The 15,708-nt window shown below is 68.7% G+C and carries 14 protein-coding genes; 7 read left to right on the forward strand and 7 right to left on the reverse strand.

Translation table 11 applies throughout. The annotated features are described in order from the left end of the window. Positions 1-41 precede the first annotated feature (41 nt). The 4 genes from MBR110_RS15595 (at position 42) to MBR110_RS15610 (ending at position 3,161) form a co-directional block, all read left to right on the forward strand. Complete coding sequence (locus MBR110_RS15595; RefSeq protein ID WP_126220771.1) at positions 42-341, forward strand: hypothetical protein; 300 nt, start codon at positions 42-44, stop codon at positions 339-341. An 89-nt stretch (positions 342-430) separates the two neighbouring features. Further along, positions 431-1,675, forward strand: a complete 1,245-nt coding sequence (locus MBR110_RS15600; RefSeq protein ID WP_014724565.1) for a Crp/Fnr family transcriptional regulator — start codon at positions 431-433, stop codon at positions 1,673-1,675. Positions 1,676-1,697: 22 nt separating this feature from the next. Next, the gene (locus MBR110_RS15605; protein ID WP_124260094.1) at positions 1,698-2,462 is read left to right on the forward strand and encodes a flagellar motor protein; all 765 of its coding nucleotides are present in this window, start codon (positions 1,698-1,700) and stop codon (positions 2,460-2,462) included. Between the two features lie 18 nt (positions 2,463-2,480). Beyond that, positions 2,481-3,161, forward strand: coding sequence for an OmpA/MotB family protein (locus MBR110_RS15610; protein WP_011881473.1), 681 nt, complete (start codon positions 2,481-2,483; stop codon positions 3,159-3,161). Positions 3,162-3,357: 196 nt separating this feature from the next. On the opposite strand, the gene wecB is transcribed toward MBR110_RS15610, so the two are convergent. After that, entirely contained in the window at positions 3,358-4,575 is a 1,218-nt protein-coding gene (wecB, locus tag MBR110_RS15615; RefSeq protein ID WP_011881474.1) for a non-hydrolyzing UDP-N-acetylglucosamine 2-epimerase, read from the reverse strand. A gap of 1,015 nt (positions 4,576-5,590) precedes the next feature. Here wecB and glmS point away from each other — a divergent pair. Together glmS and MBR110_RS15625 are read left to right on the forward strand one after the other, a co-directional pair. Next, a complete protein-coding gene (gene glmS / locus MBR110_RS15620; RefSeq protein WP_059462402.1) occupies positions 5,591-7,408 on the forward strand; it encodes a glutamine--fructose-6-phosphate transaminase (isomerizing) in 1,818 nt (605 codons plus the stop codon). Positions 7,409-7,647: 239 nt separating this feature from the next. Further along, a complete protein-coding gene (locus tag MBR110_RS15625; protein WP_011881477.1) occupies positions 7,648-8,058 on the forward strand; it encodes a TIGR02594 family protein in 411 nt (136 codons plus the stop codon). A gap of 71 nt (positions 8,059-8,129) precedes the next feature. Here the strand turns inward: MBR110_RS15625 and MBR110_RS15630 are convergent, their stop codons facing one another. The 5 genes from MBR110_RS15630 to MBR110_RS15650 all read right to left on the reverse strand — a co-directional run bounded on the left by MBR110_RS15630 (position 8,130) and on the right by MBR110_RS15650 (position 13,770). Then, positions 8,130-9,578, reverse strand: coding sequence for an efflux transporter outer membrane subunit (locus MBR110_RS15630; protein WP_181709500.1), 1,449 nt, complete (start codon positions 9,576-9,578; stop codon positions 8,130-8,132). Between the two features lie 16 nt (positions 9,579-9,594). Then, positions 9,595-11,169: a DHA2 family efflux MFS transporter permease subunit gene (locus MBR110_RS15635; RefSeq protein ID WP_011881479.1), complete on the reverse strand. Its 1,575-nt coding sequence runs from the start codon at positions 11,167-11,169 to the stop codon at positions 9,595-9,597. 13 nt (positions 11,170-11,182) lie between these two features. Then, positions 11,183-12,274, reverse strand: a complete 1,092-nt coding sequence (locus MBR110_RS15640; protein ID WP_034194939.1) for an HlyD family secretion protein — start codon at positions 12,272-12,274, stop codon at positions 11,183-11,185. 50 nt (positions 12,275-12,324) lie between these two features. After that, positions 12,325-12,756 (reverse strand): MarR family winged helix-turn-helix transcriptional regulator, encoded by a 432-nt coding sequence (locus MBR110_RS15645; RefSeq protein ID WP_041494082.1) that lies wholly within the window; start codon positions 12,754-12,756, stop codon positions 12,325-12,327. Positions 12,757-12,870: 114 nt separating this feature from the next. Beyond that, complete coding sequence (locus tag MBR110_RS15650; RefSeq protein WP_011881482.1) at positions 12,871-13,770, reverse strand: LysR family transcriptional regulator; 900 nt, start codon at positions 13,768-13,770, stop codon at positions 12,871-12,873. A 110-nt stretch (positions 13,771-13,880) separates the two neighbouring features. On the opposite strand from MBR110_RS15650, the gene MBR110_RS15655 reads away from it, so the two are divergent. Beyond that, a complete protein-coding gene (locus tag MBR110_RS15655; protein ID WP_011881483.1) occupies positions 13,881-14,309 on the forward strand; it encodes a MarR family winged helix-turn-helix transcriptional regulator in 429 nt (142 codons plus the stop codon). Positions 14,310-14,611: 302 nt separating this feature from the next. Here the strand turns inward: MBR110_RS15655 and MBR110_RS15660 are convergent, their stop codons facing one another. Beyond that, positions 14,612-15,697 carry an AraC family transcriptional regulator gene (locus tag MBR110_RS15660; RefSeq protein WP_041494083.1) on the reverse strand — a complete coding sequence of 362 codons (1,086 nt, stop codon included), beginning with the start codon at positions 15,695-15,697 and terminating at the stop codon, positions 14,612-14,614. Positions 15,698-15,708 lie beyond the last annotated feature (11 nt).

The raw sequence follows: 15,708 nt of genomic DNA on the forward strand, positions 1-15,708 counted from the left end.
CGACGATAATGGAAGAAAAAGGGTTCAATGGACGGTAGGGCATGCGCGGACCCATGCGCGCGCGAGATAAACGAAGCATCCCCAAGCGAATTCGCGAACGCGTTTTCCGCACGGTCGCGAGCGACTGTTCACCCCGCGGAGCGTTTCGGCGCGCGATGCGCTGCATGCGCGCTCGCGCGACGACCCACCGGTTCGGCTCGCCCGACGCGCACGCATGCATCGTCGAGCGCCGGCGCACGCATCGCACGAAGTGGACCGTGCGCGAGGCGGCACGCAAACGTTTGGCGTTGATCTCGGCCGGAAAACCGCAGGAAATTGCTAAAGGATGCGTGTGGCGTTGACGTTAAACGGGAACGGGGAAGACTGTCGATCGCATGCCTCCGACGTGCGACGCGCAGTCCGCAACAATCAGCGCAGCAGGGGAACCAACTTGAACCGTCAGCAATCTTGGACGCGTACGGCCGCGCCCGGCGAGATCATCTACTCGGAGGGCTTCGCCGGCGAGCCCGTCATCTTTCTGATCGCGGACGGCAAGGTCGAGCTGTCGACGCGTTGCGAGGACAAACGCATCGTCATCGGCACGCTCGGGCGCGGCGACTTCTTCGGCGAAGCGGCGCTGCTCGGGGCCGAGCCGCGCGCGCACACCGCGAAGGCGCTGTCGTTCTGCCAGCTCACGGTCGTGCCTGCGTCGACGCTCGACGAGGAAATCGAGCATGTGTCCGCGCTGCTGCGCCACATCGTGCGCACGATGATCCGTCGCGTGAAGCGCAAGGACGACCAGCTCGCGACCTATACGCACGCCGACTTCATGCCGGGCGTGCTGTCGTATGCGCATGTGCTGTCGCTGATGGCCGGCGCCGACGCGCGCGGCTCGGACGACGCATGGTCGCGCCGGCCGATGCAGACGCAAGCCGCGGAGACCTCGGTGCCGCTCGCCGACGTGATTCGCCGCTGCCGCGCGATCGCCGGCCATTCGCGCCCGCACGTGCTCGCGATGCTGCGCCGCATGGAGAAGCTCAATCTCGTCACGATCGAGGCCGCGTCGGCCGAGCATGCCGGCGGCATGGCCGACTATGGATCGTCGACGGACGGGCGCCAGGTCGTCACGTTCGACGCCGCCCGCGTGGTCGATCGCGCGCAGCAGGTCGCCGATCACGACCTCGACCTGTCGATCAACAGCGAGCTCGAGCTGATCGAGCTGGCCGATCTGGAGGCGCTGATCGGCGTCGACCGCAAGCTGCTGCTCAACAAGCTGTCGCACGGCGAGATCGCCGACGAGCTGTTCGCGTTCCGCAAGTCGAAGGTGCTCGGCTACGTCGAGCAGAAGGGCGTCGCGTATTTCTCGCGGCGTCACCCGCGCGCGGGCGACGTGCAGTCGCTGGAGGACGTCGTGTGGGTCGACCAGCGCACGCTGTTCGACGTGATCAGCGGCTTCGATACGTACGATCTCGCGAAGCTGATCGCGAGCCTCGACGATCGTGCGATCGCCGACAAGCTGTTCTCGGTGATGACCGAAGCGCGGCGCAACGAGGTGTCGTGGGTGATGCGCCGCGAGCTGAAGCTCGATCCGCTCGAGGTCGGCGAGATCGAGCGCCGCGTGGTGGAGGCCGTTCGCGCGGCCAAGGCGCCGGCCGCCGGCGCTGCGCCGGCGCCGCTCGCGTCGTCCGACGCGTGACGCGCGGCCCGACGGAGACGACATGGACCTGTTGACCCTGGCTGGCGTGCTGCTCGGTGGCACGGCCATCGTGTTCGGCTTCGCGCTCGAAGGCGGCCACTTCTCGATGCTGTTCCAGTTCGAGGCGCTCGTGATCGTGCTCGGCGGCACGCTCGGCGCGGTGATGATCCAGAACACCTGGGCGCGCTTTTTCGATGCGGTCAAGCAGTTGCGGCTCGCGTTCGTGCGCGCGCAGGAAGTCGACCGCAAGCATCTGAGCGACCTGCTCGAATGGGGCGACCGCGCGAAGCTCAACGGATTGCTCGCGTTCGAATCGATGGACGTGACCGGCATTCATCCGTTCGCGCGACGCGGGCTGGAACTGCTCGCGAACGGCGTGTCGAGCGCCGTGCTCGAGGATGCGCTGCAGCGCGAGCTCGACGCCTACGAGCGCAGCCGGCTCGCGGCGGCGCGCGTGTGGCATCAGGCGGGCGGCTATGCGCCGACCTTCGGGATTCTCGGCTCGGTGCTCGGGCTGGTGCAGGTGACGAGCCACATCCTCGAGCCTGCGCAGCTCGGACCGGGCATCGCCGTCGCGTTCATTGCGACGCTCTACGGTCTCGCGTTCGCGAACCTCGTGTTTCTGCCGCTGTACGGCAAGCTGCGTGCGCAGATCGACAGCGAGCTGCGGTTTCGCAAGCTGTACCTCGACGGGCTGCTCGCGATTTCGCGCAAGGAATCGCCGCACACGATCGAAACGCGCCTGACCGGCGACGTGCGCGGCCGCGCGGCCGAGTCGCTCGCATGACGCCCGTGGAGCATCGACATGACGGCACGAACTGAGGCCGCGCGCGCGGGCGCAACGGCGACCGGTCGCGACGACGATGAAGGCGACGACGCGCAGACCGGGCGCTGGCTGATCTCGTACGCGGATCTGATCACGACGCTGATGGTGCTGTTTCTCGCGCTGTACGTGCTGCAGCTCGCGAAGTACAACGCGCTCGACGCGCGCTATCAGACGCTCGCGCGGCACGACGCCGCCGCGCGCGGAACGGCGGCCGTCACGCTGCCCGAGCGCGTGCCCGCGTGGCTCGCGTCGCTCGATGCACTGAAGACGGCCGGCCGCATCGCGCTCGTGCGCGCGCCGCACGGGATCGAGATCGGCATCGACGCGAAGGTGCTGTTCAACGTCGGCGACGCGCGTCTGTTGCCCGATGCGGCACCGGTGCTGACCCAGATCGCGCGCGCATTGAGCGAGCATGCGAGCGGCGACATCCTCGTCGAAGGGCATACCGACAACGTGCCGATCGCGAACGCGAAATACGAATCGAACTGGGAGCTGTCGTCCGCGCGGGCCGGCAGCGTCGTGCGCTATCTCGCGGAGCGCGGCGTCGCGCCGCACCGGCTCGCGGCGATCGGCCGCGCCGATACGCAGCCGCTCGTCACCGGCGACGACGCGGCCGCACGCGCGCGTAATCGGCGCGTGACGATCTTCGTCGCGTACTGAACGGCGGCTGCGGCTGCGGATGCGATTGCATTGCGTGTGCTGATGCTCCACATCCGAGATCGACGCCGCGTTGCTGCCGGTGCCTGCCGGTGCCTGCCGATCCGTCGAACGCACGCGCACGCGCCGCTACGCTCAATAGCGGCGACCTTCCGCGCTGCCCGGAACCGGCAGACCGAGCCCCCAGACGCCGCCCCGCTCAGGGCGAGCGCAACGCCTGCAATCCGAGCGTGAGCGCGTTGAGCGGCAGTTCGGCCGCGCCCATCGAGAAGCTCGTCGTATTCGCGCTCGACGCCGGCGTATGCATCAGCGCATGGACGATCCGCTCGCTCGCATGTCCGTCGCCGTACGGGTTGCTCGCACGCGCCATCTCGTCGTAGGCGCTCGCGCTGTCGAACAGCCGCGACGCTTCCCGCACGATGAGCTCCGGGTCCGTGCCGACGAGCCGCGCGGTGCCGGCCCGGATCGCTTCGGGGCGCTCGGTCGTATCGCGCGTGACGAGCACGGGCTTGCCGAGTGCCGGCCCTTCCTCCTGGATGCCGCCCGAGTCCGTGATGATGAAGTGCGAACGCGACATCAGATACACGAACGCGAGATATTCCTGCGGTTCGATCAGGTAGATGTTGGCCTCGCCGCCGAGCAGCGCGAGCGCCGGCTCGCGCACGTTCGGATTCAGATGCAGCGGGTAGACGAACTGCGCGTCGCGATAGCGGTGCGCGAGCGTGCGCAGCGCCTCGCAGAAGTTCCGGAACGGCTCGCCGAAGCTCTCGCGGCGATGGCCGGTGATCAGCACCATGCGGGCCGTCGGGTCGAGGAACGGAAAGCGCGCGGCGACCTCGCGGCTGAGCGCGTCGTCGCGTTCGAGCATGTGCTTGACGTCGTGCAGCGCGTCGATCACCGTGTTGCCCGTCATCACCACCGAGCCGACCGGCACGCCTTCGCTCAACAGGTTGTCGCGCGCCTGGCCGGTCGGCGCGAAGTGCCATGACGACACCGCATCCGTCACGCGACGGTTCAGCTCCTCCGGCCACGGCGACCAGATGTCGCCGCTGCGCAGGCCCGCTTCCACGTGCCCGATCGGCAGGTAGCGATAGAACGCCGCGAGGCTCACGGCCAGCGTGGTGGTCGTGTCGCCATGCACGAGGACGATGTCCGGGCGCAGGTCGTCGAACACCGCGCCGATCGCATGCAGGATGCCGGTCGTCACGTCGCTGAGCGTCTGGCCCTGACGCATCAGATCGAGATCGTAGTCGGGCTCGATGTCGAACAACGACAGCACCTGATCCAGCATTTGCCGATGTTGTGCGGTGACGCACACCTTCGCGTCGACATCCGCGCGCGCCTTCAGCGCGCGAACGAGCGGCGCCATCTTGATGGCTTCCGGCCGGGTTCCGAATACAAGCAAGATCTTCTTCATTGATATCCCCGTATAGCTTTTCTGAGCGGAAGGAACCGGCTCCCGACATCGACCTGCTCGCACGCCACCGGCCGACGCACGTCGCGATTGCGTCGGTTCGCACCGCACGAGGTGCGGCGGCGTTGCAACGGCGAGCGCCGCGTGTTGGCCCGCGTGATCTGCGCCGCGCCATCGCCGGACGACCGCGGTGTCGTCGCGATTCCGGTTACGTCATGAGCGTTCTTTGCCGTGCCGTTCGTCGCGACCGCTCCCCGTTGCCAATACAGCAATATTCAAACCACCCGCCGCGTGGCCCGGCCCCGACGCCCGCGCCGCATCGGCAACGCGTCGAACGTTTCACAATTGCTACGAGCGCGGCGCGCCGGCGCGCGGCGGGGACGCTGAGTTGCACCCGTGGCGTCGCCCCGTACGACGCGTGGCGTCGTTCGTTGCGTGCGGCATCGCGTTGCATGACGGCCCGCGCGTGAAACGACCGGACGGCCGCGCGAGATCGCGAAATGTTGCGCATCTGAAACATGTGCGGTGTCCATTCGCAGCCGGCGCGACATCGCGGATGCCGGCGACACGGCGCGGGGACGCAGTCGCGATGCGACGACCGACGCCTGCGCAGCCCTTACCCCGCGCGGCCAGCAGGCCTTGCGTCGATGCGCGGCGCGACGCGGCGGATCGTCTCGCCGACGATCGAGACCGATGATGCGGCGATGAATCAAAAACGGACGGCGCGGCGCGGCGGCGAGCGCGTCGGCGCATCGCCGGCCCTTGCCGCGTGGGCGAAGTCGGTCGATGGCTCGACGCTTGCTTGTTCGATGGTGCAGGCGTGCGGCGGCCGACGCAGCTCGGCGATACCGATACGGCGGAGCCGAAAACAGCGCTCGGTGGGCCTACGTTCGGATGTGGCGCGACGCACGAGATGCACGCGCATGTGCGCAGTTGCGACGGACCTGCGGGTGCGACCACGGTGGACGAAAAACCGCGGCGCACGGCCGATGGACGAACAGGGGCAAGGAGACGGGTCATGTGTGGCATCGTCGGCGCGGTCGCGCAACGGGACATCGTTCCGGTTCTGATCGAGGGTTTACGTCGCCTCGAATATCGCGGCTACGATTCATGCGGGGTCGCGACGGTCGTCGACGGCCAGGCGCGCCGCGCGCGCAGCGTGTCGCGCGTCGCCGATCTGGACGCGCACGTGCGTAGCGCGGGCCTCGCCGGCAGCACCGGCATCGCGCACACGCGCTGGGCGACGCATGGCGCGCCGGCCACCTGCAACGCGCATCCGATCTTTTCGCGCGACGAGATCGCGCTCGTGCACAACGGCATCATCGAGAATCACGAGACGTTGCGCAGGCAACTGTCGGACGCGCACTATGAATTCGACGGACAGACGGACACCGAGGTCGTCGCGCACCTGATCCACAGCAAGTACCGCGGCGACCTGCTGGCCGCGGTGCGCGATGCGACGTCGCAGCTGCACGGCGCGTATGCGATCGCCGTGTTCAGCAAGCACGAGCCGCAGCGGCTGATCGGTGCGCGCGTCGGCTCGCCGCTGGTGGTCGGCCTGAACGACGGCGAGTGCTTTCTCGCGTCCGACGCGCTCGCGCTGGCCGGCATCACCGATCGCTTCATCTTTCTCGAGGAAGGCGACGTCGTCGAGCTGACGCCTGCCGGCGTGCGGATTCTGACGCGCGACGGCGCGCCCGTCGAGCGCCCGGTGCAGACGGTCGCGCCGGCCCACGGCGTGGTCGAGCTCGGCGCGTACCGGCATTTCATGCAGAAGGAGATCTTCGAGCAACCGCAGGCCGTCGCCGCGACGATTCCCGACGCGGGGCTGTTCGATCCGGCTGCCTTCGGGCCCGACGCGACGCGCGCGTTCGAGCAGATCGACAACGTGCTGATCGTCGCGTGCGGCACGAGCTACTACGCGGGCCTGACGGCGCGTCGCTGGCTCGAGACGATCGCGCGGCTGCCCGCGCAGGTCGAGATCGCGAGCGAATACCGCTACAGCGATGCGCTCGCGCTGCCGAACACGCTGGTCGCGTGCGTGTCGCAATCGGGCGAGACCGCCGACACGCTCGCCGCGCTCAAATATGCGCAGGCGCTCGGCCACATCGACACGCTGGCCGTCTGCAACGTGCCGACCAGCGCGATGGTGCGCCAGACCAGCCTGCGCTTTCTCACGCGCGCAGGCCCGGAAATCGGCGTCGCGTCGACCAAGGCGTTCACGACGCAACTCGTCGCGCTGTTCATTCTGGCGGTGACGCTCGGCCGGCTGCGCGGCTGCGTCGACGACGCGCAGCTCGCCCGCTACGCGACGCAGCTGCGGCGCTTGCCGAACGCGCTCGACGACGTGCTCGCGCTCGAGCCGCAGATCGAGCGCTGGGCCGCGGAATTCGCGCAGCACGAGAACGCGCTGTTCCTCGGGCGTGGCCTGCATTACCCGATCGCGCTCGAAGGCGCGCTGAAGCTCAAGGAGATTTCGTACATCCATGCGGAGGCCTATCCGGCCGGCGAACTCAAGCACGGGCCGCTTGCGCTGGTGACCCACGCGATGCCGGTCGCGACGATCGCGCCGAACGACGCGCTGCTCGAGAAGCTCAAGTCGAACATGCAGGAAGTGCGCGCGCGCGGCGGCCAGCTCTACGTGTTCGCCGATGCCGATACTCGCATCGACGACGGCGAGGGCGTGTCGGTGTTGCGGATGCCCGACTACTACGGACTGCTGTCGCCGATCCTGCACGTCGTGCCGCTGCAGCTGCTCGCCTATCACGCGGCGCGGCTGCGCGGCGCGGATATCGACAAGCCGAGGAATCTCGCGAAATCGGTGACGGTGGAGTGACGGGGACGGGCGGTGCGTGTGCGGCGCCTCAGAGCGGAGCGGTAAGCGTGTTGCGGCCGTGGGCGCAGGCGATGAAGTCGTTCGCATGTTTCGTTACCGGGGCCGCGAGCCGCAAAACGCCGCTGCGACGGCCGCCCGATTCATGCGAAGATTGGCCGACCGTTCCGAGAACCGAACCCGAGGCCCCCGTGAACCGATCGAATCCCGAACGCAACGCACACACCGGCCACCCGCCGTGGATGCACATCGCTTTGGCCGAGCTCGGCATCCGCCGCTTCCCGCCCGGCAGCAGCAACCCGCGCATCGTCGAATACAACGGCCACACGAATCTGGTCGGCTACGACGACAAGATTTCGTGGTGCTCGTCGTTCGTCAACTGGTGCATCGCGCATGCGGGCATCCGCGGCACCGGGTCGGCGCTCGCGCGTTCGTGGCTCGACTGGGGGCGGCCGCTGGAGCAGCCCGTGTACGGCTGCATCGCCGTGCTCACGCGCGACGATCCGGCGAGCTGGAAGGGCCACGTCGGGTTCTATCTGCGTCACGACCACACGCATGTGCATCTGTTCGGCGGCAATCAGCTCGACGAGGTGCGCGAGCTCGCGTATCCGGTGAGCGAGGTGATCGGATACCGGTGGCCTGACGTCGGCTGAATGCGCGGCATCGCCGAGTCGACGGGCGGGCGTGGAGCGTTTCGATGCGGCGAAGGTCGCCGGCGCACCGGTCAGCGGGCCGCAGCGGTGGCCGCGACGGCTTCCGGCTCCGTCCCGCCCGCCGCATCGTTGCGGCTCCAGCCGCCACCGAGCGACCGATACAACGTGACCGCGGCGAGCGCATGCTCGCGCCGCGCCTGATTGAGTGCCTCGGCGTCGCGCAAATACACCTCCTGTGCCGACAGCACGTCGAGAAAATCGGTGGCGCCGCCCTTGTAAAGCTGGTTCGCGAGCCCGAGCGCGTGATTGGACGCCGACAGCGCGCTCGCGAGCCGCTGCGTTGCCGCGTCGCTGCTGACCAGATTCGCCCGCGCATCCTCGACTTCCCGCAGCGCCTGCAGCATCGTCTGCCGCAGTCGAAGCTCCGACTCGCGCATCCGGCTTTCGCTCTGCGCGATGTCGGCGGTGATGCGTCCGGCGTCGAAGATCGGGCTCGTCGCGCTCAATGCCGCGCTGAACAGGTTGTCGGTGAGCGTCGGCAGCCCGAGATACGACGCGGCCAGGATTCCGTCGGTCAGGTTCAGCGAGAACTTCGGATACCGCTCGGCCTTCGCGACGCCGACCTGCGCCGCACGCCGTTCGACCTGCGCATAGGCGGCGAGCACGTCGGGCCGTCGCAGCAGCGCCTGCGACGGCAGCGTCGCGGGCGAGCCGGCCGGCGACACCGGCACCTCGCCGCGCTGCGCGAGCAGGAGCCGGTCCACCGACTCGGGCGTTCTCCCGGCGTACACGGCAATCAGGTTGAGCTGATGAGCGATCTGCGCGTGCGTCGGCGGAATCCGCGCGTCCAGCGCATCGAGCTGGTTCTGCGCGCGCGTGACGTCGAGTTCCGTCGATAACCCGAATGCCTGGCGCTTGCGCGTCAGTTCGAGCGCGCGCCGGCGCAGCGCCGCGTTGTCCTCGAGGATGGTCAGCTCCTGCTGGGCCCAGCGCAGGTCGACATAGGCGGACGCCGCGTCGGCCGCGAGCGCGAGCCGCATCGCGTCTTCCGCATGCTTCTGCCCGACCAGTTCGGCTTGCGCGGCCAGCAGGTCGAGCCGCTCGCCGCCGAACACGTCCGGCGACCAGCTCAGCGCGAGCCCGACGCCGGCTTGCCGCACGTAGCCGAGCGGCGGCGGCGTGTTCTGGCGCGCGTCGGCCGCGTGCGCGCTCGCATCGAGCTCGGGCAGCAGCGCCGCGCGCTTGCGTGCGGTCAGCGCCTGCGCCTGCTTCACGCGTTCGGCGGCGGCCTGCAGATCGAGGTTGGCGTCGAGCACGGTTGCGACCAGCCGATCGAGCACGCGGTCGTCGAACTGCGCCCACCATGCGGCGGCGTCGACGTCCGCGCGCGGCACGTCGGCGTCCCAAGCGGCGGGCGCGACCGACGCAACGGCATCGGGAAGCGCGGCATGCTGCGCGGGCTGCAGCGCGCACCCGGCGGCGAATGCGCTGACGACCAGCGCGACGAGCAGTTTTATCATCATCGGGGTCTCGGCTTCAGTGTGCGTCGGGTGGCGGCGCATTCAGCGTGATCGGACGGGAAAACGCGACGGCAACCAGCGCGACGACGAAGCACAGCGACAGCGCGTAGTACGCATCGGCGTAGGTCAGCGTCAGCGCTTCGCGATAGATCAGCCGGTGCAGGGTCGCGAGGCCGGCCTGCGCGGTATCGAGCGTGTTGCCGGCGACCGCGCTCCAGTACGCGGCCTGGCGATCGAGCAGCGATGCGACTTGCGGCTCGCCGGCGCTCACGTGCTCGTTCAGCCGCAGGTAGTGAAAGTTCAGCCGGTCGTTGAGCATCGTCGCGCTCACCGCGATGCCGATGGCGCCGCCGAGGTTGCGCATCAGGTTGAACAGGCCGCTCGCCGATTTCAGCCGCGACTGCGGCAGCGAGCCGAGCGCCATCGTCACGATCGGCGGCACGCTGAACTGCTGGCCGATGCCGCGCAGCGCCTGCGGCAGCAGCAGCTCGCGCCAGCCCCAGTCGTGCGTGATCGGCGTGTACAGGTAGCAGCCGAGGCCGAAGCAGACGAGCCCGAACACGAGCAGCGCGCGCATGCTGACGTAGCGCGCGGCGAATGCATACGCGCACAGCGCGAGCAACTGGAATGCGCCGACCGACAGCAGCGCGATGCCGATCTGCAGCGAACTGAACGCACGCACCTGCGCGAGAAACAGCGGCGTGAGGAATACGGTCACGAAGATCCCGATCCCCGTGACGAACGACAGCAGGCTGCCGATCCCGAAGTTGCGTACGGCGAGCGCACGCAGGTCGACGATCGGATCGTCTGCCGTCAACGCGTGCACGATGAACAGGAAGCCGCAGATCGCCGAGATCCACGCGCAGATGACGATCGCGTCGTCGCTGAACCAGTTCTTGCGCGGGCCTTCTTCGAGCACGTATTCGAGGCAGCCGAGAAAGCCCGACATCAGCGCGATGCCGCGATAGTCGCCGCGCTTCACGAGGCTCGGGTCGGGTTCGTCGATGTGCACGTAGCGCGGCACCAGCGCGGCCACGACGATGCCCGGTACGAGGTTCAGGTAGAACAGCCAGTGCCACGACCATTGATCGGTGATCCAGCCGCCGATCACCGGCCCGATCGCCGGTGCGAGCGACGCGAGCGCGCCGATCGTCGTCGATGCGATCAGCCGCTGCTTGCCCGGAAACAACACGAACGCGGTCGTGAACACGGTCGGGATCATCGCGGCGCCGAGCGCGCCCTGCAGCCCGCGGAACAGGATCATCGAGTTGATGTCCCAGGCGAGCCCGCACAGCATGCTCGTGATCGTGAAGCCGACCGCCGACGCGACGAACAGCCAGCGCGTCGACATCACCTTCGACAGCCAGCCCGACATCGGGATCACGATGATCTCGGCGATCAGGTAGGCCGTCTGCACCCACGACAGCTCGTCCTGGCTCGCGGAGAGTCCGCCGCCGATGTCGCGCAGCGACGACGCGACGATCTGGATGTCGAGCGTCGCCATGAAGAAGCCGACGCACATCAGCGCGAACGCGAACACGCGCTGCTTCGTCGGTTGCGACGCGGGGTTGCCGGAAAACGCGGTGGTCATCGTCGGCTCCGGCTCAGTTCGCGCGGTCGAGATGCACGGTCACGACCGCCGAGAGGCCGGGACGCAGCACGCGTTCGAGCCCCGGCTGCGGGTCGAGATGCACGCGCACCGGCACGCGCTGGACGATCTTCGTGAAGTTGCCCGTCGCGTTTTCGGGCGGCAGCACGCTGAACGTCGCGCCGGTCGCGGGCGCGAGGCTGTCGACGCGGCCATGCAGGCGCGTGCTCGACGCGTCGAGCGCGACGTCGACGCGCTCGCCCGCGCGCATCCTGCGCAACTGGTCTTCCTTAAAGTTCGCGTCGATCCACAGGCCGGACGCGGGCACGATCGTCAGCAACGGCGCGCCGACGTTCGCGAGCATCCCGACGCGGCCCGTGCGGTTGCCCACGTAGCCGTCGACCGGCGAGCGGATCGTCGTGTATTCGACGTTCAGCGCCGCGACCCGCTGGGCGGCCAGTGCCGTGTTCACGCGCGCCCGCGCGTCGGCGAGCTGCGCGCCGAGCACGTCGAGCTGCCGCTGCGCGGCGAGCAGCGCGGCGTCGCTGCGGGCGACGGCGGCGTCCGCCTTCGAATAGTCGGCATCCGCGCGCTCGACGATCTGGTTCGACACCGCGTCGGACTTCACGAGCTCGCGGTAGCGCTCGCGATCCGACGCGGCGCGCGCGAGCTCGGCCGCCGACGCGTGACGGTCCGCCGCATGCTGGCCGATCACCGCGTACTGAAGCTGCTGCTTCGCTTCGAGTTCGGCGACCGCGGAGCGCGCGCCGTCGACTTCGGCGCTGGCCTGCGCCAGCTTCGCGTCGTAGTCGCGCGCGTCGAGCTGCACGAGCACGTCGCCGGCTTTCACGCGCTGGTTGTCGGTCACGAGGATCTTGTCGACGAAACCGTTGACCTTCGGCGCGAGCACCGTCACGTCGCCGCCGACATAGGCGTCGTCGGTGCTTTCCTCGAAGCGCAGCACGAACAGCCAGTCGAGCGTCGCGGCCGCGACCGCGACGACCACCGCCGCGACCGCGATCCGCATCCACGGCACGCGGCGTTGCTGCTTCGCGGGCCGGTCGGCTGTAGCCGCGTCGCGCGACGCAGCGGTTTGGGTCGTTTCCATCGATGCATCCATGTATATGCACGTATCGGGGCGATCGGCGAGGTCGTCGATCAGCGCGTCGCCAGGTCGTGCGTGATCGTGAACAGTTCGTCTCTGAGGCGTGCCGCGCGTGCTGTGCCGAAGCGTTGCTCGAATGCGTGCTGGGCGGCGCGCCAGTGCACCTGTGCTGCGGCGATCTTCGCTTCGCCCTCTGCGGTCAACGAGAACGTTCGGCGGCGGCACCGCGGCTCGACGCGGCCGCTGACGAGCGCCGCGCCGACGAGCGGCTTCAGCGCGCGCAACAGTGCGGTGCGCTCGATCACCAGGACGGCCGACAGCGTCGCCATCGACAGGCCCGGGTGTTCGCGCAGCAGCGCGAGAATGCTGTACTGCGATGGCGTGACGTTCGCCCGCGACAGGTAGCGCTCGTAGAACTGCGAGATCCGCCGCGCGGCTTGCCGGACCGCGAAGCAATCGTCGTCGCTGAGTGGGGTGTTGTGCATGTGCACATGCTAGGGCGCGGCGCGCCGCGAAGCGAGCAGCCGCGCGGGATCAGATTGGTGTCGCGGCCGTACCAATCGGGCGCGCGATGCGCGGCGCGTGCGCGCCGGCACCCATCAGCGTGCGCCGTCGCCGTAGGCGGCTGCGTAGTCGATGAACGCCTTGACCTTCGCGGGCAGCAGCGCGCGGTTCGCATAGGCGAGCTTGATCTCGACGAACGCGTCGACGAGATCGGCGCCTTCGAGCAATTGCACGAGCGCACCGGACGCGAGTTCGGGCTCGACCAGCGTCCTCGGCACCACGCCGATGCCGAAGTCGCGCATCACCATTTCGCGGTTGAAGACGGGGCTGTTCGACGAAATGTCGAAGCTCAGCGGCACGGTCACCATGTCGTTGCCGTCGCGGAACGACAGCGCGGGCCGGCGCAACGACGGCGACATCGGCACGAACGCGTGGCCGGCGAGTGCGGCGGGAGTCTCGGGCCGCGGATGCGTGCGCAGATACGCGGGCGTCGCGACGATCACCACCGGGATGCGTTCCACGAGCCGCACGATCGTCGTTTCGCTCGTCAGCATGTACGGGACGACGATGCCGATGTCGTAACCTTCGCCGACGAGATCGACCGGGCGCTCGGTCAGCGTGACATCGAGGCGGATTTTCGGATGCGCGGCCTTGAAACCGGCGATCAGCGGCACGAGCCGGTTCAGCGCGGCCGTCGTGTGCGCGACGAGCCGCAGCAGCCCTTCCGGCTCGCGCGTGTGCGCCAGCGCCTGTGCTTCGAGCGAGTCGAGTTCGTCGAGAACCGCCGCACAGCGGTCGTAGATGCGCTCGGCGGTTTCGGTGAGCGATACCTGACGCGTGGTCCGGTGCAGCAGGCGACTACCGAAGCGCGCCTCGAGATCGGCGACGGCCCGCGACACCACCGGCCGCGCCAGGCCATGGATATCGGCCGCTCGCGTGAAACTGCGCGTTTCGACCACCGTCCGGAAGACCCGCAACTTGTCGATGTAGTCCATGCCCGTTTCCTCGAAGCGATGGCGGGGCACGTGACGTACGCGGCCGGCCCAGCCATGTCACGGCGCAGTGTACATTGACTTTATGCATATGCACATATAAATTGCCGTGCATGAACGACACCCAGATTGTGCAGGCCTGCAACTGTCTCGCGCTGCGGCAGGCCGCGCGCTTCGTCACGCAACTCTATGAGCGGCATCTCGCGCCGGTCGGAGTCACGGCCGCGCAATTCGCGATCATGGCCAATCTGTCGCACCGTCCCGAGCAGCGGATGAGCGAGCTGGCGGACACGCTGGTGATGGACCGCACGACGCTGCTGCGCGCACTCAAGCCGTTGCAGCGCGACGGGCTGGTCGCCGCGGCCGCGTCCGAGGATGACGCGCGTGCGCATGCACTGAGCCTCACGGCCGCCGGCCGGCGTACCTACGCGCGCGCGAAAATCGCGTGGCAGGCTGCGCAGGACGAGTTCGAGGCGCAGTTCGGCCGTGCGCGCGCGAAGGCGCTGCGCAGCGAGTTGTTCGGCGTAATCGGGCAGCGATAGGGCGCGGGTGCGGCGGGCTGCGAAGGCGCCGGGCCGCACGCGCGGTGCGATGTCGTGACTGCACCGCGCGGGCGCGCAGATGCGCCGATGCGATGTCGCGCGTGGTCGATGACGTTGCGCGCGCGATGCGCCGGTCGCTGTTGCGTTGGTCGGGTCGGGCACGTGGGTCCAGTCGGTCAAGCCGATGAGGTCGCTCGAACCACTCGAACCACTCGAACCACTCGAACCACTCGAACCACTCGAACCACTCGAACCACTCGAACCACTCGAACGCGCCCGCGTGCCGGCACGCATAGTCCGGCTCAATCCTGCGTCGTATCGCCCGCAGCCGCTTGCCGAAACGCGCTCGGCGTCTGCCCGGCCCAGCGCCGGAAGGCCCGCGTGAAATTCGCCGGATCGGTGAACTGCAAGCGCTCGGCGATCGTCTTCAGATCGAGATCCGACGCGGCGAGCAACTGCTTCGCGTCGCGAAACCGCGCTTCGTCCAGCAACTGCCGATAGCTGGCTCCCGCTTCCTCCAGCCGGCGCCGCAGCGTGCGCGTCGACACGAGCAGCGCGTCGGCGAGCGCATCCGGGTCCGGATAGTCGCCGGCCGCGCTCGCGAGCTCGGCGCGCACGCGCTCGACCAGATCGCCTTCTTCCTGCCGCACCTGCGCGTATTCGCGCTCGACCTGCACGAGCGCCTGCCGGTGCGCGACGTCGTCGGCGAGCGGCAGCGGCCAGTCGAGCGCATCGTGCGCAATCCACAGCGCATTCGCCGCGCAGCCGAATTCGACCGGCGGCAGCTGCTCGCGGTAACGCGCGAAGTAGGCGGGCTCCGGCCACGTGAAGCGCAGCGCGATCGGCGGCGCTGAACGTGCCGACCATTGCGAGATGTTCTGCGCGAGCCCGGTCAACACGAACTCGAACATCACGTGATGCTGCAGCACCGGGCTGGCCTGCACGCCGTGCAATTCCAGCGTCGCGCCGAGCGCGTCCTCCGAGTAGGTGAGCCGGTATTGGCGGTTGCGCATCCGGAAGTAGCGCTGCGTGACGCGCAGCGCGTCGCGGATGTCCCGCGCGGTCAGCGTCGCATAGCCGAGAAATCCGTGCACGGTCGGCTTCAGCAACAGGCCGAACGCGAGCCCGATGCCCGGATCGCCGCCGATCGCGATCGCGTTCAGCACCAGCCGCCCCCATTGCGACGGCGCGACGCGCGCGTCGGGCTCGGCCAGCACCGCGTCGCGCAGGCCCGTGCCGGCGCGCACGGCAGCCGGATCGACGCCGCGCGCGGCCAGCGCCTGCAGCAGCAGGCGCGGATAGGCGACCGGGATGGTCGGCCGGCGTAGCCCGAGAAGGTCCTTGCGGCGCGGATTCGTCATGTGAAGTTGGCCGGAAATGACAAGCATTATGGCTGTTT

The organism is Burkholderia sp. MBR-1, from assembly GCF_013822785.1.
Taxonomy (GTDB): domain Bacteria; phylum Pseudomonadota; class Gammaproteobacteria; order Burkholderiales; family Burkholderiaceae; genus Burkholderia; species Burkholderia vietnamiensis.